This window comes from Evansella cellulosilytica DSM 2522 (genome assembly GCF_000177235.2).
In the GTDB taxonomy this organism is placed as follows: domain Bacteria; phylum Bacillota; class Bacilli; order Bacillales; family Salisediminibacteriaceae; genus Evansella; species Evansella cellulosilytica.
On record NC_014829.1, the window covers coordinates 770490 to 797310 of the forward strand.

General features: G+C 36.4%; 15 protein-coding genes. 13 read left to right on the forward strand and 2 right to left on the reverse strand.

What is annotated here, in order from left to right; genetic code table 11:
• The first annotated feature begins 50 nt into the window (after positions 1–50).
• The 12 genes from BCELL_RS03540 (at position 51) to BCELL_RS22860 (ending at position 23959) form a co-directional block, all read left to right on the forward strand.
• Entirely contained in the window at positions 51–968 is a 918-nt protein-coding gene (locus tag BCELL_RS03540; RefSeq protein WP_013487302.1) for a carbohydrate ABC transporter permease, read from the forward strand.
• A gap of 13 nt (positions 969–981) precedes the next feature.
• The gene (locus tag BCELL_RS03545; protein ID WP_013487303.1) at positions 982–1833 is read left to right on the forward strand and encodes a carbohydrate ABC transporter permease; all 852 of its coding nucleotides are present in this window, start codon (positions 982–984) and stop codon (positions 1831–1833) included.
• A 146-nt stretch (positions 1834–1979) separates the two neighbouring features.
• Positions 1980–2582 carry a YesL family protein gene (locus BCELL_RS03550; RefSeq protein WP_245546988.1) on the forward strand — a complete coding sequence of 201 codons (603 nt, stop codon included), beginning with the start codon at positions 1980–1982 and terminating at the stop codon, positions 2580–2582.
• A gap of 346 nt (positions 2583–2928) precedes the next feature.
• A complete protein-coding gene (locus tag BCELL_RS03555) occupies positions 2929–6096 on the forward strand; it encodes a hypothetical protein (RefSeq protein WP_013487305.1) in 3168 nt (1055 codons plus the stop codon).
• A 183-nt stretch (positions 6097–6279) separates the two neighbouring features.
• On the forward strand, positions 6280–11391 hold the full coding sequence (locus BCELL_RS23155; protein WP_013487306.1) for a carbohydrate binding domain-containing protein: 5112 nt from the start codon (positions 6280–6282) through the stop codon (positions 11389–11391).
• 150 nt (positions 11392–11541) lie between these two features.
• Positions 11542–13326 carry a beta-glucuronidase gene (gene uidA / locus BCELL_RS03565; protein WP_013487307.1) on the forward strand — a complete coding sequence of 595 codons (1785 nt, stop codon included), beginning with the start codon at positions 11542–11544 and terminating at the stop codon, positions 13324–13326.
• A gap of 260 nt (positions 13327–13586) precedes the next feature.
• A complete protein-coding gene (locus tag BCELL_RS03570) occupies positions 13587–14612 on the forward strand; it encodes a LacI family DNA-binding transcriptional regulator (RefSeq protein ID WP_013487308.1) in 1026 nt (341 codons plus the stop codon).
• Between the two features lie 379 nt (positions 14613–14991).
• A complete protein-coding gene (locus BCELL_RS03575) occupies positions 14992–16344 on the forward strand; it encodes an ABC transporter substrate-binding protein (protein WP_013487309.1) in 1353 nt (450 codons plus the stop codon).
• Between the two features lie 112 nt (positions 16345–16456).
• Positions 16457–17347, forward strand: a complete 891-nt coding sequence (locus tag BCELL_RS03580; RefSeq protein WP_013487310.1) for a carbohydrate ABC transporter permease — start codon at positions 16457–16459, stop codon at positions 17345–17347.
• A 5-nt stretch (positions 17348–17352) separates the two neighbouring features.
• A complete protein-coding gene (locus BCELL_RS03585) occupies positions 17353–18183 on the forward strand; it encodes a carbohydrate ABC transporter permease (protein ID WP_013487311.1) in 831 nt (276 codons plus the stop codon).
• A 69-nt stretch (positions 18184–18252) separates the two neighbouring features.
• Positions 18253–19590 (forward strand): glycoside hydrolase family 30 protein, encoded by a 1338-nt coding sequence (locus tag BCELL_RS03590; protein ID WP_013487312.1) that lies wholly within the window; start codon positions 18253–18255, stop codon positions 19588–19590.
• A gap of 505 nt (positions 19591–20095) precedes the next feature.
• On the forward strand, positions 20096–23959 hold the full coding sequence (locus tag BCELL_RS22860) for a family 16 glycosylhydrolase (RefSeq protein ID WP_013487313.1): 3864 nt from the start codon (positions 20096–20098) through the stop codon (positions 23957–23959).
• Between the two features lie 49 nt (positions 23960–24008).
• Here the strand turns inward: BCELL_RS22860 and BCELL_RS03600 are convergent, their stop codons facing one another.
• Together BCELL_RS03600 and BCELL_RS03605 are read right to left on the reverse strand one after the other, a co-directional pair.
• The gene (locus BCELL_RS03600; protein ID WP_013487314.1) at positions 24009–24854 is read right to left on the reverse strand and encodes an ABC transporter permease; all 846 of its coding nucleotides are present in this window, start codon (positions 24852–24854) and stop codon (positions 24009–24011) included.
• Positions 24855–24856: 2 nt separating this feature from the next.
• Positions 24857–25858: an ATP-binding cassette domain-containing protein gene (locus BCELL_RS03605; protein WP_013487315.1), complete on the reverse strand. Its 1002-nt coding sequence runs from the start codon at positions 25856–25858 to the stop codon at positions 24857–24859.
• A gap of 328 nt (positions 25859–26186) precedes the next feature.
• Between BCELL_RS03605 and BCELL_RS03610 the strand changes: the two genes are divergently transcribed.
• A complete protein-coding gene (locus BCELL_RS03610; protein ID WP_013487316.1) occupies positions 26187–26747 on the forward strand; it encodes a DUF2179 domain-containing protein in 561 nt (186 codons plus the stop codon).
• Positions 26748–26821 lie beyond the last annotated feature (74 nt).

Below are 26821 nucleotides of genomic sequence, written 5' to 3' on the forward strand. Positions count from 1 at the left end.
TAAAAGTCAAAATAATATAATCGATGTTTTTTTCTAAGGAGGGACATAAGTTGGCAACAACTGTTAAGACTAGAAAGCTATCTGAGAAAAAACGAACTGCTTTATCAGCATACTTGTTTATTTCTCCATTTTTTATTTTGTTTGGAATTTTTGGGTTATTTCCAATGGTATTCAGCTTTTACTTATCGTTTTTCCGCTGGGATGGCTTAACGCCAATGACATATGTCGGGTTACGTAACTTTGAGATCATCTTTGGCGATTCCGTATTTTTCTCATCTATCTTAAACACATTTATCATTGGAATGATGGGAACACTTCCTCAAATTGTAGCAGCATTATTGCTAGCGTTTGCACTGAATTCTGCTTTGATTCGTTTCCGAAATACGTTTAGAACGTTAGTGTTTTTACCATACATTACATCCGTTGTAGCCGTTGCGATTATCTTTGGTGTTGTGTTTAATAACCAGCCATTTGGTTTCGCAAACTATATTTTAAGTATGTTTGATATTGATCCAATTCGTTGGAATCAAGAGTACTGGCCAGTTAAAATCGCTATTTCGACAATGGTATTTTGGAGATGGGTCGGGTATAATACGATCATTTTCTTAGCAGGGATGCAAAGTATTCCGAAAGACCTTTATGAAGCAGCGAAAATTGATGGGGCAACTGTCGCTCAACAAATTCGAATGATTACACTTCCGATGTTAAAGCCAATATTAATGTTTGTTGTATTTACAGCGACAATTGGTGCGTTCCAATTATTCACAGAGCCTTTAATCTTCCTTGGTAGAGGACTTCGTGAAGAAGGTATTACTATGGTTGGTTATTTATGGAGAGATGCGTTCGTTTATAACTCATTTGGTACAGCCTCTGCGGCAGCGATTGCATTATTCTTCATCATCATTATATTAACAGCGATTAACCTACTCATTACAAATAGAGTTGGTAAATCAAAGAAAGTTGTATAGGGGGAAGCTTACTATGGCTAAAAATAAAGAAGTTGGATCAGGGAAGTTTTCTCTTAAAAAAGCGTTTGTTTATTTGTTCTTAGTATTTGGTTCATTAGCTTCCCTATTTCCGTTTTACTATATGTTCGTTATGGCAACGCGATTAAATAGAGAGATCAACACTGTACCACCACCGTTTACACCTGGAACTAACTTAGTTGAAAACTTCCAAAAGGTGTTAGGGAACATCGATTTCTTCGGAGCGATGGGAAACTCCATGTTTGTTTCAGCATCGATCACATTTGGGGTACTATTCTTATGTTCGTTAGCAGGTTATACATTCTCGAAGCTTGAATTTAAGGGGAAAGGTATACTATTTGGTGCAATTTTAGTGACGATGATGGTGCCACCACAATTAGGGTTAATTCCACAGTATTATATCATTACGTCATTAGGATGGTTAAACGATTTTCGTGCGATTATTATTCCAGGTTTAATTAACGCGTTCGGTATTTTCTGGATGAGACAGTATATTAAAGATGGGGTACCGTACGAAATTATTGAAGCTGCGAAAATAGACGGATGCTCAAACTTTCGAATTTATTGGAACATCGTCGTACCGATGATTTTACCAGCATTCGCCACATTAGGGATTATCGTATTCATGCATGTTTGGAATGACTTTTTATGGCCGATCGTCGTATTACGTGACCCATCTGTTCACACGTTACAAGTTGCACTACGTGCGCTAAACGATGCGCGACAAATGGACTACGGAATGATTATGTCCGGAACATTCTGGGCAACCGTACCACTGCTTATTGTGTTCTTAATGTTTAATAGATTATTTATTCAGAGCTTGTCTGAAGGTGCTGTAAAGAGTTAATGGAAAAAACATCATTGAAGGCTTGACCTTCAATGATGTCTTTTATATGAAATAGCTTTCACATTACTATGAATTAGTGATGTTATGTGATATTATTATGTCTTGTTAAATAATATTCAAACAATGAGGTGCTTAAGTTGGGGAATATGATTTTTAAAATAGCCGATCTCATCTATAGATTTGTAGCTCTAAATCTAATATGGTTACTGTTTTTCCTTATGGGGCTGGGTATTTTAGGATTCATGCCAGCGACGGTTGCTTTGTTTTCAGTCATTCGTAAGTGGTTAATGGGAGAGCAGGATTTAAGGCTTTTTAAAATGTTCTTTCATTATTATAAGGCGGAGTTTGTTCGTTCGAACATATTATGGGGTATATTCTTAATTATTTTTTACGTTATTTACGTTAACTTTTCTTTCGTTTCTTTCTATTATGCAGAACATATTCATATATATTTATATGTAGTTATTTTTTCATTTGCAGCGATTGTATTAATGACGTTTGTTAATATTTTCTCGGTGATGGCTCATTTTGAATTTAAGACACTTCAATATATAAAAGTAGCAGCTGGAATGGTATTTTTAAGACCATTGAATACGCTAATGCAATTAATATGGTTGGCAGCTTATTATATTTTAGCATTAACATCGACAACGCTATTTGTTGCGATTGGTATAAGTGTGTTTGCTTTTGTTTTAATGAGTATCAATTATAGAACGTTTATAAAGTATACTGATCCAGAGGGAGAGTAATCATTTTACTAACAAAGTAACAATGATGAAATTCTAATAACTCTACTATGATAAGGGAGACTCAAAAGGTGCCTTTCTACCTATTGAGTCTCTCTTTTTAGGCTATTAATGGTTGATCGAATAGGTGAGATTCGCCTTTAAAATCAACCTCGTTTTGTCATTCATATTGAAAAAAATATGACAAATTGAAGAATCTTATAATTTTTTGTTAATAAAACTTTCCCAAAGCGCTTTAGTATATTATAATGATTAAGAGAAATGAATGAAGGCCTTTATATCGTAATAGCAATTTATACGTTGCTTTTAAATTCGAAAGCGCTTTGGATAAATTTGGGAGGGGAAATTAGTGTACAAACTTATAGATAATCAAAAGTTTGAAATAAGTGAATACAGAAAAATGAAAACATTTTCAAGCTTTCTGCCTGGAATTTCAGGGGTTAACGGAATCCCAATGTGGGTATTTTACGTGAATCGTGGACAAGGTATCGCAAGCTTTGGTGTCCAAGACAAAGATCACGCAATTATGGAGTTTTTGCCAGCAGATAAGTCCTACCAACGTGTTGCATTAGATGGATTTCGTACATTCATAAAAATAATAGATGGCAGCAATACAACTTTTATCGAGCCATTCACTAATAAAAACAATTCAGATAATGTATCCGAAAAAATGATTATTTCCGAAAATATGGTAGAGCTAGAATACGTTCATGAAGAATTAGGACTACAAATAAAAGTAGAATATTTCACATTACCTGAGGCTGAAGTAGCAGGTTTAGTTCGACATGTAACAATAACAAATTTACTAAATGATAAAAGAAGCTTTGAAATTTTAGATGGATTACCTGCAATTTTTCCTAGTGGTGTTCCTAATATTGCTTATAAGGAATTAGGGAATACGATTAAGAGTTGGTTTGATGTTGTAAATATTGAAAATAATATTCCTTTCTATCGCTTACGTGGTAGTATGGAAGATTCTTCAGAAGTAAAAGAAATACATCACGGAAACTTTTATGCTAGTTTTTCTAAGCAAGGTGAAAAAGAAGCATTACTTATACCAATTGTCGATAGAGACAATGTTTTTGGGACAGATACGTCTTTACAAACACCTGAGAAATTTATTAGTGATTCTTTAGAAAATCTACATGATTTACCGCAACAAGTGACTAACAAAGTGTCGTCAGGTTTTTCAGGAGATAGTTTTGATCTTGAAAATAATGAAACATTTGAGATTGTGACGGTTATTGGACATGCTCATGACATTGAGACTATGCGACGTTATACATCAGAATCATTAAATGTAGCTGAATTAATGGAAAAGAAAGAAATAGCGAAAGCCATCACTGACTCTATCACAAGCAAAATTAATACTAAATCTGGACACCCTACGTTTGATGCATACAGTAGACAAAGCTTCTTAGATAATGGATTGCGCGGTGGGTTTCCAATTAATTTTGAAAATGAAAATGGAAACAAAATATACTATTTATTCTCAAGAAAACATGGTGACTTAGAAAGAGATTATAACTTTTTCTCACTAAGTCCAACATTTTACTCTCAAGGAAATGGGAACTATCGTGATGTAAACCAAAATCGTCGCTGTGATGTGTTGTTTGAACCGAAAGTAGGCGATTATAACGTTAAGTTATTTATGAATCTAATACAACTTGATGGTTATAATCCATTAGCAGTTAAAGGTGTAAAATTTGTATTGCCAAAAGATGGGTTCAGTCAATTAGAAAACTATGTTGATCATGGACAAGACAAATTGCAGAAGTTTTTCGAAAAGCCTTATACGCCAGGGGAGTTAATGCATTTCGTAGAAGGAAATAATGTTTCGATCAATTCGAGTTTCGAGGAGTTTTTAACAGAGGCATTGGTTTTATCTGAAGATTCTTTCCAAGCGGACTTTGGTGAAGGCTACTGGATGGATCACTGGACGTATAATTTAGATTTAATAGAAAGCTATTTAAGTGTTTTCCCTGATAAATTAAAAGATTTCTATTTCGATCAAAAGTATAGATTCTTTGATAGTCCTGTAAGAGTAAAAACTCGAAAAGAAAAATATGTATTCAATAATGATGGGAAGCTTCGTCAATACCATGCTGTTGAAAAAATAAAGGAAAAAGCTGAGAAAGCAGCGCAAAATGATGGTGTCCTTTGGGTAAATACAGAATTCGGTTCTGGGAAAGTGTATGAGACAAATCTGTTCTCAAAACTATTCTTATTGGCTCTAGTTAAAACGACGACAATGGCACCATATGGTTTAGGTATTGAAATGGAAGGAGACAAACCAGGTTGGAATGATTCCTTAAACGGATTACCAGGAATGTTTGGATCAAGTACTTCTGAGCTCTTTGAATTAAAAAGATTAGTAGAAATGCTTTTAGAGGTTGAAAGTGGCGAAGAAGTCTCTCTTCCTAAAGAAGTAGATAACTATTTAAAGAATGTTATTAGTGAAATAAAAGCTCTAGATGCATCAAAAGAAAGTGAACTGAAGTATTGGAGCAATACTACACAACATAGAGAAGAATACCGTGATTTAATTTATAAAGGTATTAGTGGTGAAGAGGTACACTATTCGTTCGATGAAATTAAGGAGTATTTAACAGTTTTAAAAGATAGAGTGGAACAAGGTGTTGCAAAAGTTGAGAGTACAGAAGGTGAATTAATCCCGACGTATTATTACTTTGAACCTAAAAATGTGACAGATAAATTGGATGTTTCATCTTTAGAGTGGGAAGCGAAACCAGTAACACCGTTTTTAGAAGGTATCGTAAAACAATTAAAGGTCACGAATAACGAAGAAACAGCTAAAAAACTTTATGACAAAGTAAAAGATTCTAATATATACGATAAGAAATTGAAAATGTATAAAACGTCTATGAGTATTGCTAATGACCCGAATGAATTAGGTCGAGCAAAGTCATTCACACCTGGTTGGCTAGAGAATGAATCGATCTTTTTACACATGGAGTATAAGTACCTTCTAGCAACACTAAAGTCAGGATTGAAAAATGAGTTTTTTGAAGATATTCAATCTGCTTTAATTCCATTCCTAGACCCGGAAGTATACGGACGTAGTACGCTAGAAAATTCATCATTTATTGCTAGTAGTGCAAATCCGAATCAAGATTTACATGGAAGAGGCTTTGTATCTCGATTAAGTGGTTCTACGATTGAATTTATGAACATGTGGTTTGTGATGATGGCGGGCTCTAAGCCGTTTGACGTAAAAAATGGTGAATTAGTTTGTGAGCTATCTCCTTCATTACCTAGCTGGATGTTCAACGAGGATGGAGAATTAACTTTTACATTTTTAGGGCATACAGAGGTAACGTATGTGAATCGTAGTAAGTCAGCAACATTTGGTCATAACGCAGTTTCTCCAAAGAAATTGGAATTAGTATTTAAAGATGGTACAACTAAAATTCTACTAGCTAATGAGCTTGTTGGTGCAACTGCAGAAGCTGTTCGAAGTGGTGAAGTGTCAAAAATGGTTGTTGAGCTAGCTTAACAATATAAGCAAAGCGAAATAATGGTTCGTGATTATTCCGAAAGATAAAAGGCTTTTGGAATAATCACACCAAAAATTTTTCTCATCTAATGAAAGCGCTTTTTTATACTTTAAGGAGGTGGTTATTTCCATATTCCTGTTACATCAATTATTTAAAACTACTAATCTTACAGGAGGTACACGATGCTTAAGAAATGTTTTAGTATTTTTCTAGTGTTTTTATTAATTAGTACTCATTTTGGTGCTGCAGTTAGTGCAAATGAGCCGGCAGCAGAAAATGAAACAACGAATTTGTACTTAATTGGCGGAGATGAAGAAAGAACGTTATCAACAGAAAAAGGGAACGCATCTACTCCGGATGTTGTTCAACAAAACGAAAAGCTAACGTACGTAATTGAAGATGTTACAGCAGAGTACAATGGTACAGGAACTGTTGTTACTGATTTGTTTTTAAATGGATTAGGTGTAGGTGTTGGAAATAATGCTTCAGTTTCTTTCGACTTTAATGGTGATGGAACTTGGGACCTAACTCATGAAGCAGGACAGATGAATACAGATGGTGTTGAAGAGTCTGAATCTTATGAAAGGTTCACTAGAGACTTACCTGCTGATGGATATGAAAACTTAGAATCAGGAAAAGTAAAGGTCGAAGTTTGGCCGATGTTTGGTCCAGAAGCACTTGAAGTTAAGGTTAATGCACCAGAAGATGCATCAAAAATTATTCTTCCTTATAGCTTTGAAGCAAGTGGAGAAGAACCTGAACCAACAGAACCATCGGATTCAATCCAAGTTGGGGATGTTGTCCCAATTAATAATGATGATTGGAGATTAACTTGGCATGATGAATTTGAAGGTGACGAGTTAAACACTGATAATTGGAGAATTGACATTGGAAATGGTTTCTATGATGGAAGTGGTCAATTTATCCACGGTTGGGGAAATGAAGAACTACAATATTATCAAGAAGATAATGTGTGGGTCGAAGATGGGCATTTAGTTTTAGAAGGGCGCCAAGAAACAGTTCATGTTCCAGGTCATGGTGCTGAAACATTTAATTATACTTCAGGTAAAGTGCTATCTGATGGTGGTAGATTTAACCAAAAATATGGAAGATTCGAAGCGAAAATGGCATTACCAGAGGGGCAAGGATATTGGCCAGCGTTCTGGATGATGCCAGAAGATGATGTATACGGTGGATGGGCAGCATCAGGTGAAATTGACATAATGGAAAATGCAGGTGCAACTCCTGGTCATATCGGTGGAGCAATTCACTATGGTGGTCAATGGCCGAACAATACGTATACTGCTAAGGATTATCACTTCCCAGAGGGACGAGATGCTACTGATTTTAACGTTTATGCTGTTGAGTGGGAACCAGGTGAGATTCGTTGGTATGTTAACGATGAACTTTATCAAACGTTAAATAACTGGAGTACAACAGGCTCTGGAAATGCTGCGAAGTATGCTTATCCAGCTCCTTTCGATCAAGAGTTTCATATTATTTTAAACCTTGCGATCGGTGGATGGTATGGTGGTAACCCAGATAGTTCTACTGAATTTCCTGGACAAGTATTAGTAGATTATGTAAGAGTATATGAATTAACAGGAAGAGAATATCGTGAACCAGTAGAGCCTGCTTTTGAAGCAGTAGAATTACCTGAAAATGCTAAACATCCGGTTGATGGAAACTGGATTTATGACACAAACTATGAAAATGGATTTACTGATATAAAAACGGATGCACAACAAGCAAGTGATTGGGATTATGACAACTGGAATTTCGTACATTTAGAACAATTCAACGGTAATGGATCAGTTTCTGTTGACAATGTTAATGGACAACCTTTTGCTAAAGTCGACATTGCAAATGGTGGAAACCAAACGCATTCGATTCAATTAATTCAAAACGTTACGATGGGGACAGGAAGATGGTACAAGCTAAGTTTTGATGCGAAATCGAGTACAAACCGTAACATGAGTGTGAAAATTGGTGGAGGTCCAGATCGTGGTTGGACTGCTTATTCTCCAAGTGAAACTTATGCATTAACAAATGAAGTGCAAACATATGAAATGGTTTTCCAAATGCAACATGATACAGATCCACACGCGCGACTTGAGCTAAATATGGGTACAAATGCAAACCCAGTATGGATTGGTAATGTAGTTGTTGAAGAGGTTGATGCGGAAGATCCTTATAATGAGGATGATCCTAAACGTCCACTTCGTAATGGTAACCACGTATATAATGGTACTTTTGATCAAGGTAGAATGGACCGAATGACTTTCTGGCATGTATTAACTGATGGTGCAACGGCAACTGCATCAGTTGATGAAGCTGCAAGAGAACTTGCTGTATCAATTGAAGATGGCGGTTCAGAAGCTGATGCAATAAAAGTTCTTCAAAGAGGTATTAATCTACTTCAAAATGATGAGTATAAACTTACATTTGATGCAAGAGCGACAGAAGCAAGAGACATAGAAGTTGCGCTTCTTAGCAAAGATGGCGATGTGAACTATTCGGAAACAGAAACGATTAGTTTATCGACAGCGATGGAGCAAAAAGAAATGACATTTACGATGTCTTCACCAGCAGATATTGAAAGTCAATTAGTATTCATGCTAGGTGGAAATGATAGTAATGTAGTGATTGACAATGTAAGACTAGTACGGTTAACAGATAATAATGCTAGTATTTCATTAGAAGACGCTTTCCCACTTAAGAATGGGGATTTCTCAAATGACTTCAACAATTGGTCACAACACGTACAAGGTGATCATGAGCCAGGTGTATCCTCTGGATCGTTTGAAGTAGTCGATGGTCAATTAAAAGCATCAGTAACAAATGCAGGTTGGGAACCATGGCATGTACTATTTAGTCAAGATGGTTTGAGTTTAAAAGAATTCAATACGTATATTGTGGAATTCGATGCTAGATCAACAGTAGATAGAAATATTGAAGTTGTAGCAGAAAATTCATCTTACCATCGCTATTTCTCAGATGTAGTTGCATTAACAGATGAAATGCAAACTTTCTCATTTGAGTTCACAATGGATACAGATGATTCTGTAGACTTGAAATTCTTACTTGGTAACGTAGATGTTGGTAGTCATGACATTTTCTTTGACAATGTAAAGCTCGAAGTAAAAGGTGAAAGAGAAAAATATTTCCCATTAGTAAATGGAGACTTTTCAAATGGATTAGATAACTGGCACGACCATGTTCAAGGTGTGTATGATGGCCCATCAGCAGCTACCTTTGTAGAAGAAGCTGGGGAAGCGAAGGCTACCGTTGAACATACTGGAACAAATCCATGGGATATTTCCTTATCACAAGAGGGGCTTACTCTTCACGAAGGATTCACTTATGTTGTGGAATTCGATGCAAGATCATCTATAGATAGAGCTTTAGAAGTCGTTATTGATAACGGAGAAGCTGGAGGATATTTCCGCCACTTTGAAGATGTTGTTCAGTTAACTAACGAAACTCAAACATTTAAATATGAGTTTGATATGCCTACAACAGATGTTATTGGTCTAAAATTCCTTATAGGTGCTGTTGAAAGTGTTATTGAAGATTCTCATGACATATTCATTGATAATGTCAGATTAGAAGTAAAAGGTGCTCGTGAAGTATTAGAAGGTGGAGATGATCAAGACCCAGTAGATCCAGGTGAACCTGGTGACGGTGAGGACCCAGCAGATCCATCTGATAAAGAGTGGAGAGAAATTGGTGAAAACCTTGTAGTTGATGGTACTTTTGATGAGACTACAGAGTTTGGTAATCCTGATAATCTTTTAACATGGAACACTTTCAATTTAGCGGACCACGATCCTAATGGAGGTCTAGCAGAATTCTCTGTTAATAATGGAGTATTAAATGCAGAAGTGAGACAAGTAGGTTGGGACTGGTGGCAAATTCAATTATTCCAAAACATTGATGTGCCTGCAGGAACGTATAAAATGGCATTTGATATGCAATCGGAAATTGAGCGTATTGTAAGAGTTGAATTAGCTGGAACTGGAATCCAAGAATTTACTGTTGGTAATACGATGGAAACATATGAAGTTATTATTGAGGTTACAGAATCTGGTGAATTTCAATTATTATTTGGATTAGGTCGAGAAGGTACAGATGAAGTATTAGCTGTACCATACACAATAGTAATTGATAATGTAAGATTAGTAGAAGTTGAAGAAATAGACGGAACTGATCCAGGTGAACCGGGAGACGGAACTGATCCAGATCCAGTAGATCCTAAAGATCCAGAACCTGTTGAAGTAGAGAGCGGAGTAGAAACGTCTGTTTCAGCTAATCAAGTTGTGAAGTTACAAGGTACTAACGCATCTATTAAGATGCCAGATAACCTACCAGAAGGTGCTACAATTTCAATAGAATTAGTAGAAGAACCGGCTCCAAATGCAAATCATACGAAAGCAGGACAGGTAATTAAGGTTAACCTTCAAGGAGCAGAAGATGCAGTAGGATTTGAACTAGAGTTGTCCTACGATGAAGGGTATGAGGAAGTAGCGATATTCTACTATAATGAAACAACTGAAGAATGGGAATTTGTCGGTGGTGAAATGAACACAGAAACAAACACTATTAGTGTAACAGTCGATCACTTCTCGACATACGGTGTGTTTGCTTCGGAATCAGGAGACGGGCAAGATCCAGATCCAGGTGAACCAGGGGATGGCCAGGATCCAGATCCAGTAGATCCAGGTGAACCAGGAGACGGGCAAGATCCAGATCCAGTAGATCCAGGTGAACCAGGAGATGGAGAAGATCCAGATCCAACAGATCCATCAGACCCAGGTGATTCTGAAGAATTGCAACAAAGAATTAATGAACTAATGGAATTAATTGAACAACTTAATACTAGAATTTCAGAGTTAGAGAATAATAATGAGATTTTAGAGTTAGAAATGAGAGTTGCACAATTAGAGGGACAATTAAATGCTCTTAAAGCACAATTTAGTGACATTGAAGAGTATGTTGCTCAATTAGAAATGCTAATCAATGATCTGAAAGAAGAACTGGCAGCGTTAAAAGCACAATTCGCTGATTTTGAAACACCAGAAGCACCAAAAACGGATGACGATAGTAGCGAAGAAGATGGAACTGATGGAGACGTTGATTCAGAAGAATCTTCTAAAGAGGATTCCTCAAAAGACGGAGACGAGCTTCCTAACACTGCTACTAACCTATTTAACTATTTAGTTATTGGTATGTTATTACTAATAATTGGTGCAGTTACATTCTTTACTAGAAAGAAGCATGTTTTTAATAATTAAAGATTTGAGCCTTCTCCCAATTTGGGAGAAGGCTTCATTTTTACTAACACCGAATAATTTTTTCCATATGAAAAAATGAATATGAAGGTGTCTATCCACTGTACCTAGAAGTAATGCTTAATAAAAAATATAACTTTTAGGAGTGATGTAATGTTATACCCAAGAGAGAGTGAATCACGTCAATTGAGAACGCTTTCTGGATTATGGCGTTTTAAAGCAGATTATTTGCATGAGGGACGTAAGCAAAACTGGCAAATGTCACCACTGGAAGGTACGATAAACATGCCAGTACCTGCAAGCTACAATGATATTACGCAAGATGAAAAGCTTCGTGACCATATTGGTGATGTGTGGTATGAGAAAACTTTTTTTGTACCTCTTTCATGGCGTGAAGAACGTGTCATGTTGCGTGTTGGAAGTGCCTCTCACCATGCAACTGTTTGGGTGAATGGTGTAAAGGTGACTGAGCATAGTGGTGGATTTCTACCATTTGAAGGTGAACTTTCCTCTATTATCAACTATGGAGAAGAAAACCGTATCTCAATTGTAGTAAATAATGTGTTAGATTGGAATTCTCTTCCTCCTGGTGAGGTGAAACATATAGAAGATGAACAGCATCCGAAAGGCTATAAAATACAAGAATATCATTACGACTTTTTTAATTATGCGGGTATTCATCGTCCAGTTATTTTGTATACAACACCTAAAACATATATTGAGGACATAACGGTGACAACAGATATTAAAGATAAAATAGCGGTCGTTCATTACGAATTCAAAACGACTGGAGAAAAAAGTGTTACCAATTACAGTGTTGAACTATTAGATAAAGAAGGAAATATAGTAGCAAGCGAAAAAGGAAATAAGGATAGATTAATGGTTGAAAATCCAAAGCTTTGGCAACCAGGGGAAGGATACCTCTATACATTTAGAGTAAGTTCATTTGAAACGAATGGGGATCTTGTTGACAGGTATCGATTACCAATAGGTATTAGAACAGTAGAAATCAAGGGTGAACAGTTTTTAATCAATGGTAAGCCGTTTTACTTTAAAGGGTTCGGAAAGCATGAAGACTCTGATTTTAATGGAAGAGGACTTAATGATGTAATTAATGTCAAAGACTTTAATTTACTAGAATGGTCAAATGCAAATTCTTTTAGAACATCTCATTATCCATATTCTGAAGAAATCATGGATTTAGCCGATGAACTAGGTATAGTAGTGATAGATGAAGTACCAGCAGTAGGTATGAATATTTGGGGGCAGAACATTCAACTTTTTAATGAAGATAAACTCGGAACAGACGCACTAAATAATCATATAAAAACGATAAAAGATTTAATAAAAAGAGACAAAAATCATCCAAGTGTCGTCATGTGGAGTGTAGGGAATGAAGCAGCTACCTTTGAAGACGGATCAGTACCTTATTTTAAAAAGCTTGCAGAGTTTACTCGAGAGTTAGATAATACAAGACCAGTAACGCTTGTTCAATCGTCCAAGCCAAAAGATGACAAGGTTGCTCAATTATTTGATATTATTTGCCTCAATCGTTATTACTCCTGGTATGAGGATCCAGGTCATTTAGAGCTTATCGACTTTCAGCTAGAAAAAGAATTGAAGGATTGGTATGCAAAGTATAAACAGCCAATTATCATTACGGAGTATGGAGCGGATGCGATAGCAGGTTTTCATCAAGATCCACCAGTAATGTTTACAGAAGAATATCAATGCGAAATGATAAAGGAATATCATAAGGTGATGGATCGGTTGCCATTTGTCATAGGTGAGCATGTATGGAATTTTGCAGATTTTGCAACAAAACAGGGTGTTACGCGAATTGTTGGTAATAAAAAAGGCGTATTTACAAGGCAAAGACAACCGAAAGCAGCAGCACATATGTTGAGAAAACGGTGGTTAGCTCATCCGAAGGAGTAAGTTTAGAATTTCATTTCATTAAGAAGACTCGGTCCGGACATAGAGTCTTCTTAATGCTTATTATCGATAAAAAATTGTAAAATTAATTACATTTTAAATAGAAATTGTATACACAAATAAATTATTTCGTGATATAATAAATTTATATCTTTTGTGTAGTGTGTTTTTTACCGGAAGCGCTTTCGGTAATTGACAGGATAAATATATTGTTTTGAAATGTCGACTTAAAGTATAGTAGGCGACTTTCGATAAAGGGGAAAATGAAGTTGACAACTATATACGATGTAGCAAAAAAAACCGGCTTTTCTATAACAACAGTGTCAAGGGCTTTAAACAATTACCCCGATGTTAATGAAAAGACAAAGAAGAAAATATTAGAAGCTGTAGAGGAAATGGGATATTTTCCTAATTCTATTGCTCGATCATTAACGACAAAAAAATCTTTTACTTTTGGTGTCATTTTCGTTGAAAACTTAGGAGTAGGAATAAAGCACCCCTTTTTCAGCGGAGTTATAGAAGGTTTTAAGATTAGAGCAGAAAAATTTGGCTATGATTTAATTTTTCTTAATAGATATATTGGTAATGAAGAAAAAAGTTATATAGACCATGCTAATTACCGAGGTGTTGATGGAATAATTGTAGTATGTTCTAACTACGAGGATCCTGAAGTAGTAAAATTAATCGAATCACCATTACCGAGTGTTGTAATCGATATCCATAGTAATAAAACAAATGTTATATACAGTAATAACTGTTATGGTGGTGAATTAGTTATTGATCATTTATATTCTCTTGGTCATAGAAAAATCGCCCACATAGCTGGATTTGATGATACTTATACAGGGCAGGAAAGATTGAAAGGGTATAAGCTAGGCTTAGAGAAATATAGTTTGGGCATAAATGAGTCATATATTGTAAATGGTGGCTACTTCTCATATGAAGGTGGATACCAAGCAATGAATGAGCTACTTAAATTAGAAGAACTTCCAACTGCAGTGTTTGTATCTGGTGACTCCATGGCCTTTGGTGCAATTAAAGCAATTAAGAATGCGGGACTTCGTGTACCTGATGATATATCTATCGTAGGATTTGATGATATTGAATTAGCACAGCATATTACTCCCGCTCTTACGACTATTAGGCAAGATGCTGATCTTATGGGAAAAAAAGCTGCTGACCTACTTATTAACCATATTAATAATAAAGAAGAGGGCTTCTCAGCTGTGATGTTGCCAGTAGAGTTAATAAAAAGGGAATCAACGAAGAAAATTAGTGTTACTCAATAGAAATTTTATAATATTGTGCTTTCATAGTGTAAATGAAAGCACAATAGATTATATTTTTTTTAAAATATTATATTTATAATAGAGAAAACGCTTACAATTCTATTGGAAGTGTAGTATAATAAATCACGAAGTAATTATATTTTTTTACATATTTTCGAAAGCGCTTTGGTATGTATGCGTTTTATCGTATGATAGTTTAAGTTTTTTTTAGAAAAATATAGTATATTAGTTAAATAGTAGAATTTGTAAGCGTTTCATTATGAGTGATTCATCTGTGTTTTCGAAAAAAACATACTATTTTTCATAAAAGTTTTCGAAAGCGCTTTGAATATATGGGCTATATGCCTAAAAAATAATAAAAAAGATGGGGGTATGGAAAGTGAAAAAGTTAGCTTTATTTGTAATTGCAATTGTATGTCTCGGTCTTATTGTGGCTTGTGGTAATGATGATGCAAGTTCAAATGAAAATGGCTCAGGTGATGAGAGTTCAAGTTCTGGCTCTGGTGAAAAACTAGTTATTTGGTCATTTACAGATGAACTTGAAGATCCAATTGAAGTGTTTGAAGAAAGACATGGAGTAGAGATCGAGTTGACGATTATTCCAATAGAAGATTATCCAACTCGTTTACGCCCGGTTTTAGAAAGTGGAACTGGAGCACCAGATATCTTTACTGGTGAGTTAGTGTTTATTAAAGAGTGGGTTGAACAGGATTACTGGGAAGACCTTTCTCAAGCTCCTTATAACGTAGAAGATATTAAAGATGATTTCGTAGACTATGTTTTTGAATTAGGTAGAGATTCTAACGGTGCGATCAAAGCGCTTTCGTGGCAAACGACACCAGGTGGTATTTACTACAGAAGAAGTATAGCTGAAGAAGTTTTAGGAACAGATGATCCAGCTGAGATTGGTGACATGATGTCTACGATGGACGGACTCTTTGATCTTGGTGAACAAATGAAAGCTGCTGGCTATCGTTTATTCCCAGATGAAGGAGCAGTACGTTGGTTTGCACAAGGTCAAGATCCACAGCCGTGGGTGAACGAAAATGATGAGTTAATTATGACAGAAGGACGTTTAAATCACTTTGATTATGCTAAACAGCTTCGTGAAATGGATTTAACAGCGTTTGCTCCTGAATGGTCTCCAGCTTGGTTTGGAGCAATGGATGGTCCTATTAATTACAACGCTGGATGGGATGAAGTCGATGAGAATGCTTCAAATGAAGTAGAAGTGTTTGCTTTTGCACTACCAACATGGGGATTACACAGTGTACTTAAAAATAACACTGATGAAACTGTTGGAGATTGGGCAGTAACTAACGGACCAAACCCATACTTCTGGGGCGGTACTTGGATCGGGATGTATAAGGATTCAGACAATAAAGAACTTGCATGGGAATTTATTAAAATGATGACGCATGACGAAGAATTTTTAACAGATTGGGCTCTAGAAACTGGAGATGTACTATCGTATTTACCAGTTACTGAAGAAATTAAAACAGACTTTAGTGACGACTTCTTAGGTGGACAAAACAACTATACTTTCTTCCTAGAGGAAGCATTATCTATTAACCCTGGTATTGTAACACGATATGACCAGCAAATAGACGGGTTCTTCGGAAGCGCAGTAGGTGATTATGTAGAAGGGGTAAGCACGAAGGAAGATGCACTTCAAGAGTTTTATAATCAAGTAAGAAACGCATACCCGCACATTACAACACCTGATCAATAAAAAGAGTAAATGAAGAAAGGGTGTCTCAGAAGGTCACTAAACCTGATGTGACACCCTGTCCTTCATTTTTTTAATACTACCTCTTGAAAAGAAGGGAGAAAGAAGGCGTTTTATGAAAAAAATAGATTATTACGGATACTTATTTATTCTACCTTTCTTTATCGTGTTTATTACATTTACCATTTATCCGATTATCTTAACGTTTTATTATAGCTTTACAAGCTATTCAGGTATGGGTTCTCCAGAATTTATTGGAATGGACAACTATGCACGTCTAGTAACAGACACATATTTTTATAGAGCTTTTTTTAATACAATCTATATTTGGGGTATCAATTTCTTCTTTCAAATTGCAATTGCCCTTTTACTAGCAGTCTTATTTTCTGATCTCCGTTTAAGGCTAAAAGGATTAGGATTTTTTAGAGCAGTATTTTATTTACCAAATTTAATAACAATTGCTTCTGTAGCATTATTATTTGGAATATTGTTAGGATGGCACCATGGAACTATTAATCACCTTCTATTAGATTTAGGGTTAATCAATCAACCTATTAACTGGTTAAATAATCCTACTACAGCTAGATGGTCTGTCGCTTTAATAGGTGCATGGATGTGGTTTGGACATACTTTCATTATTTTAATGGCAGGTATTTCAGGTATTTCAAGAGACTACTTTGAAGCTGCTTTAATAGATGGTGCTAATCGTTGGCAAACCTTTACAAAGGTTACTATTCCATTGTTAAAACCAATCTTATTATATGTATTAATTACTTCACTTATTGGTGGATTACAAATATTTGACCTTCCAATGTTGATTACAGATGGAATGGGTGCTCCACAAGGCTCGTTGAATACAATGGTTTTATATTTATATAATCAAGCCTTCCGTTTTAATAATTATGGATACGCTGCTGCGGTAGCATATGGGTTGTTCTTGATAACAGTTATGTTCTCTGTAATAACCTTTAAGTCTATGTACCGTAAAAGTGCGAAGGAAGGGTGATAGATATGAATAAAAGAGGGATCGCAAAAATAATCATTTATACGTTTCTGATTCTACTACTAGTTATTAGTTTTATCCCGTTTTATATGATGATTGTGAATGCAACAAGGTCAACACAAGAGATATTACAGCATGGATTTACATTGTTTCCTAGTAATGCGATTATGGATAACTATGAAATTTTAATTAGTTACATGAATTTATGGCGTGGATTTGCAAATAGTTTATTTATTGCTGTATGTGTCACGTTATTAAGTTCCTATTTTTCGGCTTTAACTGCATACGGTTTTGCAGTATATAAATTTAAAGGGAGTAACTTCTTATTTATTACAGTACTAGTATTAATGATGGTTCCTGGTCAGTTAGGTTTAATCGGATTTTTTGACCTAATTAATACGTTAGGATTTTTAGATACGTATGTGCCATTAATTATTCCACCAATTGCATCACCATTTATCGTGTTTTTCTTAAGACAGTTTTTAGTTACAACGATGCACCCTTCTTTGTTAGAAGCGGCAAGAATTGATGGAGCGAGTGAGTTACGAATCTTCCATCAAATCGGTTTTCCAATCATGATGCCAGCTGTTGCAACAATGGCTATCTTTACATTTATTGGTTCTTGGAATAACTACATTCTTCCACTCGTTGTATTATTTAGTCCTGAAAAATACACGTTACCAGTTATGATGGGGGCGTTAAGAGGCTCACAAGTGGCACAAAATTTAGGGGCTATGTATTTAGGTATCGCAATTTCGGTTGTACCAATTATGATTGCATTCTTGTTCTTATCTAAATACATTATTAGCAGTATTTCTGCAGGAGCAGTTAAAGAGTAACAATGAAAAGCCACTCTTGAAAATGGAGTGGCTTTTATCATAACAGAATGTTTACGAGGAGGGAAAACAATGAGAAAAAGTATTCAAGTAATACAAACTTCTAAATACGATACTGGTAAATGGAATAACAAGGGTAATTTTGACTTACTTCAAGGGAAAAGTGATACGGATAATACGATCGATATATATCCAGAGGATGAATATCAAGAATGGTTGGGCTTTGGGGGAGCTTTTACAGAAGCAGCAGCGTATAGCTTATCTAAAGTTTCGAAGGAAAATCAAAAGGAAATTATTTATCATTACTTTAATAAGGAACATGGACTAGGGTATACGTTAGGAAGAACACATATTCATAGCTGTGATTTTTCACTAGAAAATTATACATACGTTGAAGAAAATGATGAAAAATTGCAAACCTTTTCCATTGATCGAGAAAAAAAATTAGTAATCCCTCTTATAAAGGCTGCGATAAAAGAGGCGGGGGAAGAACTAAGCATTCTTTCATCACCATGGAGTCCACCTGCATGGATGAAAACCAATGGAGATATGAATCACGGCGGAAAGCTGAAGGAGAAGTATCGTGACCTTTGGGCTTTATATTATGTGAAATATATTCAGGAAATGAGTAAAGAAGGAATTAATATTTGGGGTGTATCTGTACAAAATGAACCAGAAGCGACCCAAGTATGGGATTCATGTAGATATACCGCTGAAGAAGAACGTGATTTTGTTAAATTCCATTTAGGGCCAACACTTGAAAAACACGGTTTTGATAACAAAAAAATTGTTATATGGGATCATAATCGAGACTTAATGGTCGAGCGTGCGGAAAAGATACTATCTGATCCTGAAGCGGCAAAATATATTTGGGGTGTAGGAAATCATTGGTATGTTTCAGAGGAATTTGAGAATCTATCGAAAGTTCATGAAATGTTCCCAAATAAACACCTCATCTTTACTGAAGGTTGTATAGAAGGAGGCGTACAATTAGGAGCTTGGCATACAGGAGAACGGTATGCAAGAAATATCATAGGAGATATGAATAATTGGCTAGAAGCTTTCCTAGATTGGAATATAGTCTTGGATGAAAAGGGCGGCCCAAACCATGTTGGGAATTATTGTGATTCCCCAGTTATCGTTGATACAAATGAGGATGTCGTTCACTATAATAGTTCATTTTATTATATTGGTCACTTTAGTAAATATATTAAACCGGGTGCAAAACGAATAGCAACTAATTCAAAGATAGAGACGTTATCGTACACTGCATTTAAAAATAGTGATGGAAGTATTGCATTAGTAGTCTTAAATGAAACAGAGCAGGATATCCCTTATACATTGCAAATAGAAGGGAAATATATCAACTTAATATCAACTAAAAGATCCATTAATACTATATTAATTTAATAGAAATATAAAAAAAGTGTCTCAAGGACTACCGGTGTCTTTGGACACTTTTTATTTTTTGATAAAATAATCCATATTTTTATAAAATATGTCATAAAATGTTGAAAGAATATTTAGATAATTTTGCTAGAAATGATTGACAGAAATTTAAAGTGAATATATAATTCTAATCGAAAGCGCTTTCAATTTCGGTGTTTTCTCCCACTTTTTACATCATTATTCACCATTTCAAATACTTCCACAAACCTCAACATTGAAATGAGTGAGTGAGTCTACCAACATTTATTACTTTTTATAAACCCTATACCTGTATGAAAGACTTTAATCAATATTGTTATCGTTTCATATTTAGTATAAATGTAAGAGTTCTATTCTATCATTCGTCAAAATAATGTAAGCGTTTACACATTTTGTCGAAAGCGCTTTGGGTAATGAAGGGGGTGATATTTTTCCTATCTATTATTGTTTTATTTATTGCATTCTATTAAAAAACGGAGGTGTAATTATGAGGAAAAAACTTGTAAGTATTTTGCTAATTATTTTATTATTAATACCTAATTTTGGCTTTTCTGTTAGTGCTAACGGAGAAGATCAAGAAACATTTGATACGCTATATTTAATAGGTGGTAACGTCGATAGAGTACTGTCGCCACAAGCGGGTAATGAGTCAACATTTGACATAATACCGGAATCTGGTGATAGCATCACCTATATTATTGAGAACGTAACCGGTTCCTATGACGGCTCAGGAATCGCAGTTGGAGAACTGTTTTTAAATGGATTAGCTGTCGGCATAGGGATTGATGCGAGAGTGTCCTATGACTTTAACGGTGACGGCAATTGGGACCGAACTGAAGAGATGGATATGATGCCTACCGATGGAAATACAACGTCTGAAACGTACGAAAAGTTTACTAGAAACTTGACCCACCAAGTTACAGGGCAAGAATATCAAGATTTCAATTCAGGCGCCATAAAAATAGAAATTTGGATGCGCTTTGGATCTAGTGAAGCTGAAGTAAAAGTCAATGCTCCAGAAGAAGCTTCAAAAATAACACTCCCTTATAGCTTAGTAGTTGGTGAGCAAAGCGAACCGGGAGATCCTGAAGATCCAGTAGATCCAGAGGACCCGGCACCTCCTACAAATAATATGATTAAAAATGGTGACTTTTCTAATGGTACTGAACATTGGGGGACATGGGATGGTGAAGGTGGCGTTTCAACTTTCACTGTAGAGAATGAAGTAGCCGAAATGTACATTCAAAACATTGCCGGAATGCATCCAGAGTGGGGAGTACCAATTAGTTGGTCAACACAATTATTTCAAGAAGGAATACAATTAGAGGGTGGTAAAGTATACGAACTTAGCTTCACGAGTTGGTCAACTATCGATCGCCCAATAGTAGTAGAGTTCGATGGTCTGCCTGGAAGACCAAGTTCTATTTTTCATCTAAGCAACGAAGCAGAAACGTTTAAGCATGAATTTGAATTGCAGCAAAGTGCACAAATGGATTTTAAGTTTTTGTTAGGATATGTAGTTGATGGTGATGTAGATACAAACAACACACCTCATCGTGTTTATTTCGATAATATTGTGCTTAAAGAAGTGGATAGCTTTGAACAACCACCACAACCAGACCGCGAGTGGGAGCTAGTTTGGAGCGATGAATTTGAAGGAAATGAATTAGACACGACAAAGTGGAATTATGATATTGGTAATGGCTTTTATTCTGGTTCTGAATGGATTCCAGGATGGGGAAATAACGAAAAGCAATACTACACTGAGGAAAATATAAGTGTAGAAGACGGTTACCTAGTTATCGAGGCTAGAGAGCTTGATGAACCAATTACGGATCAACATGGAACTTACCAATTTACTTCTGGAAAGATAACGACAGAAAACTTATTCAGCCAAGCTTATGGTAGATTTGAGGCTAGAATGAAGCTTCCAGAAGGTCAGGGCTATTGGCCAGCATTTTGGATGATGCCACAAGACGATGTATATGGTGGCTGGGCAGCATCAGGAGAAATAGACATTATGGAAAATAGGGGATCAGAAACGGACAGAGTTGGTGCTGCAATTCATTATGGTGGTGTTTGGCCACGTAACACTCATTCAGGAGGAAGCTATAGATTCCCAGAAGGTCAATCTACAACAGACTTTAATACGTATAGTATTGAATGGGAGCCAGGAGAAATCCGTTGGTATGTAAATGATGATTTATATACAACGTTAAATGATTGGCATAGTGAAAATGGCGAGTACCCTGCACCATTTGACCAAGAATTCTTTATGATTCTGAATTTGGCTGTCGGTGGCTGGTATGGTGGAGATCCAGATGAAACAACGGAGTTCCCAGGACAAGTAGTTGTCGATTATGTAAGAGTGTATGAAGAAGTAGGGGCGGATTATCCAGACCCAACACCTCCAGGTGATGGTAACGGTGAAGACCCAGGTCAAGATCCAGGTGATGGAAACCAGCCAGGAAATGGATCTGGGGGATGGGTAGAAATTGGAGAGAATTTAATTGTAGATGGTACCTTTGACAATACAACAGAGTTTGGAAACCCAGATAACCTATTACTTTGGAATGTTCATAATCAAGGCCTTTATGATGCATGGGCAGGCTTAGCGAATTTCTCCGTGGAAAAAGGACAAGTAAAGGCTGGGATTCAGCAAGTTGGTTGGGAATGGTGGCACATTCAATTGTTCCAAGATGTAGAAGTACCAAGCGGAACATATAAAATAGTGTTTGATATGATGTCAGAACGTAATCGTAATGTGAATGTGGAGCTAGTTGGTTCAGGAACAGGTATTCATCAGTTCGAGATAGGAAATACGATGGAAACATATGAGGCTATAATTGATGTAGATGCAAATGGTGAGTATAGCCTCATGTTTGGATTAGGAAGAGAGCAAGGTCAACCTGAACTTTCTGTTCCATATAATATTTTTATTGATAATATAAAGCTAGTTGAAGTAGAAGAAGGAGAGCAAGAAGATCCTGGAAATGGTAACGGCGAGGAACCAGGAGATGGTAATGGTGGAGATCCTGGAGATGGCGAACAGCCAGGCGATGGTTCTGGACAATGGAGTGAAATTGGAGGAAACTTGATCAATGACGGAACTTTTGAAACAACTACACAATTTGGCGACCCTGATAACCTACTCTTATGGAATGTTCATAATCAAGGCTTATATGATGCGTGGGCAGGTTTAGCAAACTTCTCAGTTGTCAATGAACAAGTTAGAGCATCCATTCAGCAAGTTGGATGGGAGTGGTGGCACATCCAATTGTTCCAAGATGTAGAAGTACCTAGTGGAACATATAAAATAGCATTTGATATGATGTCAGAGCGTGATAGAAATGTAAATGTTGAGCTTGTACGGTCTGGAACGGGAATACACACATTCCAAGTCGGTAATACAATGGAAACGTATGAAGTGATTGTTGATGTCAATGCTAGTGGAGATTACAGCTTAATGTTTGGGTTGGGAAGATCACAGGGAGACCCTGAATTAACTGTACCTTATAATATTTTCATTGATAATATCCGATTAGTAGAAGTCGTGGAAAACGGTGAACCAGGAGATGGTGAACCAGGAGATGGTGAACCAGGAGATGGCGAACCAGGAGATGGTGAACCAGGAGATGGCGAACCAGGAGATGGCGAACCAGGAGACGGCGAACCAGGAGATGGCGAACCAGGAGACGGCGAACCAGGAGATGGCGAACCAGGAGATGGTGAACCAGGAGATGGCGAACCAGGAGATGGTGAACCAGGAGATGGTGAACCAGGAGACGGCGAACCAGGAGACGGTGAACCAGGAGACGGTGAACCAGGAGATGGTGAACCAGGAGATGGCGAACCAGGAGACGGTGAACCGGGAGACACTGATGAGTTACAGCAAAGAATAAACGAATTAATGGAGTTAATTGCAGAGCTTCAGGCTAGAATAGCTGATTTAGAGGGTAGCTCTGAAATTGCTGACCTTGAAAATAGATTGTCAGAAATAGAAGGTCTATTAGAAGAGCTTAAATCGAATTTTAATGAATTGGAAGAGTATGTTTCTCACTTAGAAGCGTTAATCAAAGATTTGAAAGATGAAATTGCAGCATTAAAAGCACAGCTAGAGGATCTACCAGAAGCACCAGGAGCACCTGAAGAAGAGGATGATGACAAGGACGGTCCTGCTAGTAAAGAAGAGAAGGATGCAAATGATTCTCCTAAAAATGATGAATCCAAAGACGGTGCTGAGCTACCTAACACAGCGACAAATGTATATAACTTGTTAATAGTAGGGTTCTTGTTACTATTACTAGGTAGTATAATAGCTTATCAAAAGAGAAAATCATTTACTGTTTAAATAGAAAAACTCCCTTCTCTTATAAGAGAAGGGAGTTTTTCTAATATAATTATTGCTTATTTTTATAAAGGTGCATCGTAATTGGAGCAAAAATGATGAATAGCAAAAATGAAGCAAATAATACCCAAGCTATTTCTTCTACTGCGACTGTGCCGTGCATGAGTCCTCGTGTAGCTGTTACAACTAATGAGATTGGATTTACATCAACGAATGCTTCTAACCAAGAAGGTAACGTTCTAGGATCAACAAATACATTGCTGACAAAAGTAAGTGGGAATAATACTAGCATGCTTACACCCATCAAAGACTTTTCAGTTCTTAGTATTAAGCCTAATGTCGTCCATATCCATGATAAGCTAAAGGAAAATAAAACAAGTAGCCCGACTGCTGCAATCAAACCGATAGTTCCACCATCAGGGCGGAAACCCATAATAAGCCCTAAAACAATCATAATAGTTGACGCAATAGTATAGCGTACAGTATCTACAAGTAACATACCAACAAGAACGGATGGACGCCAAATAGGTAAGGACCTGAAGCGGTCGAATATTCCTTTTCTAATATCATTATTTAATTCAAGACCTGTATACATCGTAATCGTTACTACAGTCATAGCAAGTATGCCAGGGAGTAGGAACTGTAAATAGTCAGCAGTAGAACCCGCAATCGCACCACCAAATAAATAAGTAAACATAAGTAAAAACATGATTGGAAAGGCAGTAACATCAAGTAATTGTTCCGGTACATATTTTATTTTTAGTAGTGCTCTCCATCCGATTGTAAAAGAAGTACGAAGGGCATTAGGCCTTTTAGGACGAACGCTGCTTGCTAACGAGTTATGTATCTTTTCGTCTAAATAGGGATCTACTTCAGCTGACTTTTGTTGCATGCTCATCTTTATCTTGCCTCCTTTTGTGAAGAACTACTTTCGTCACGTTTACCTTGGCTAGAGCCACTGGTAAGAGATAGAAAAACCTCATCAAGACTCGGTTGACCTAGTGAAAATTCTGTTATTTCTATACCATTTCTTAATAAATGAGAAAGAGCATCTGCAACGTATGTTGTATTAGATACTTGGGCAGAAATTAAATGTTTTTCAGAAGGTAAGTGAATAGGGACGTTTAACTTTTCTGCAATTAATTCACCTGCAAGTGCTCTTTGCGCTGGATCAAGTAGCCTAATATTAAGAGTCCCAGTACCGATAGATGCTTTTAACTCGCTGCTTGTTCCTTCAGCAATGATTTTTCCCTCGTCAATGACAGCTATTCGGTCGGCAAGTTGATCAGCTTCATCTAAATATTGTGTTGTTAATAAAACAGTTGTTCCAGCATTTACGAGTGAACGTATAATAGACCAAACTTGATTTCTACTTCTTGGATCAAGACCAGTAGTTGGTTCATCAAGAAATAATAACTCAGGAGTGACTACAATACTTGCTGCAATATCTAACCTTCTTCGCATGCCACCAGAATATTTTTTCACTTGTCGTTTTGCAGCATCCTTTAGACTAAATGCCTCTAAAAGCTCATGTGCGCGTTTTTTTGCTTCCTTTCTAGAAAAACCTAGTAATCTACCAATCAAAACTAAGTTTTCCATACCGGTTAAATCCTCATCCACTGATGCAAATTGCCCAGTTAAGCTTACACGACTTCTCACTTCATCAGCTTCTTTTTGAAGATCAAAACCGAGAACTTTTACTGAACCAGCGTCTGGTTGGAGTAATGTTGCAAGCATTCGTACTGTCGTAGTTTTACCGGCCCCATTAGGTCCAAGAAATCCGTAGACAGTACCTTTTTTAACTCGTAGATCTACACCATCAACAGCTATGTTGTTACGAAAACTCTTAATTAGACCTTTAGCAACAATGGCATACGATTCATCAAGTTGCGTTTCTTTCATGTAACCCACCTCAGCTTTTAAGTATTTTCTATGAAATGTATCTCCGTTAATGTAAGCATATGCATAAAAAACATATTACTTATAAATTAAATGATTAAGAGACGGATTTCATCACTCGTTCGTCTGAATTAGTATAAGGATTCAGTTGTAAAGTGAGTCCTACTTCAGGTGGAAAAGGACTATTCAATTGTAGAATATGAAAGGGATTATCGTAAAAGATCCAAAACATTGAAGGTAATTATATGTAAATGTAGCAACACCTATTTCTTTTTCTATATCTCCTGTTAAAATGGAACAAGTATTACGAATTAGAAAGAGGTGTTTTTTTATGTTCTGGGAACCGCTTATTATTTTTATTGCACAATTATTATTTGTCCCTATCTTAACTTTACGTACGATCATGATGGTAAAAGGGTTAAAGGGTAAAGCAGCAGGAATGGGTGTGCTTGAGGGAGTTATTTATGTAGTTGCAATTGGAATTGTGCTTAGTGATTTATCGAACTATTATAATATGGCAGCCTATGCCTTAGGGTTTGGTGCTGGTTTATATATAGGTGCATTGATTGAAGAAAAGCTAGCTATTGGTTATGTCACTATTGAGGCAAATATACCGAAGAAAAACGAAGCCTTGATTGAAAAATTGAGGGAAGTAGGGTTTAGTGTATCTACATCATCTGTTGATGGAATATCTACAACAAGATATTTACTTTATTGTACGGCGAGAAGAGATAGAGAAAAGGAATTTTATCGAATCATTGATGAGTATGAAGATAAAGCTTTTGTTGCTTCTTATGAGCCACGGAATTTTAAAGGTGGTTATATCACAAAAGGGATGAAGCAAAGACGTGAGCTCTTTTTAAAAAAGAAGCGAGGAAAAAAATCGGCATGAAAATGAAGAGTACCAAGAGGGTAAAGCCTTTTGGTACTCTTCTATAAAGTGGGGAGTTATGTAATTGGCATAGG

Bases quoted from the DNA above. Each gene is read 5' to 3' on its own strand.
- BCELL_RS03545 (WP_013487303.1), top strand. From the start codon at position 982: ATGGCTAAAAATAAAGAAGTTGGATCAGGGAAGTTTTCTCTTAAAAAA.
- BCELL_RS03550 (WP_245546988.1), top strand. From the start codon at position 1,980: ATGATTTTTAAAATAGCCGATCTCATCTATAGATTTGTAGCTCTAAAT.
- BCELL_RS23155 (WP_013487306.1), top strand. From the start codon at position 6,280: ATGCTTAAGAAATGTTTTAGTATTTTTCTAGTGTTTTTATTAATTAGT.
- uidA (WP_013487307.1), top strand. From the start codon at position 11,542: ATGTTATACCCAAGAGAGAGTGAATCACGTCAATTGAGAACGCTTTCT.
- BCELL_RS03570 (WP_013487308.1), top strand. From the start codon at position 13,587: ATGAAGTTGACAACTATATACGATGTAGCAAAAAAAACCGGCTTTTCT.
- BCELL_RS03580 (WP_013487310.1), top strand. From the start codon at position 16,457: ATGAAAAAAATAGATTATTACGGATACTTATTTATTCTACCTTTCTTT.
- BCELL_RS03585 (WP_013487311.1), top strand. From the start codon at position 17,353: ATGAATAAAAGAGGGATCGCAAAAATAATCATTTATACGTTTCTGATT.
- BCELL_RS03590 (WP_013487312.1), top strand. From the start codon at position 18,253: ATGAGAAAAAGTATTCAAGTAATACAAACTTCTAAATACGATACTGGT.
- BCELL_RS22860 (WP_013487313.1), top strand. From the start codon at position 20,096: ATGAGGAAAAAACTTGTAAGTATTTTGCTAATTATTTTATTATTAATA.
- BCELL_RS03600 (WP_013487314.1), bottom strand. From the start codon at position 24,854: ATGAGCATGCAACAAAAGTCAGCTGAAGTAGATCCCTATTTAGACGAA.
- BCELL_RS03605 (WP_013487315.1), bottom strand. From the start codon at position 25,858: ATGAAAGAAACGCAACTTGATGAATCGTATGCCATTGTTGCTAAAGGT.
- BCELL_RS03610 (WP_013487316.1), top strand. From the start codon at position 26,187: ATGTTCTGGGAACCGCTTATTATTTTTATTGCACAATTATTATTTGTC.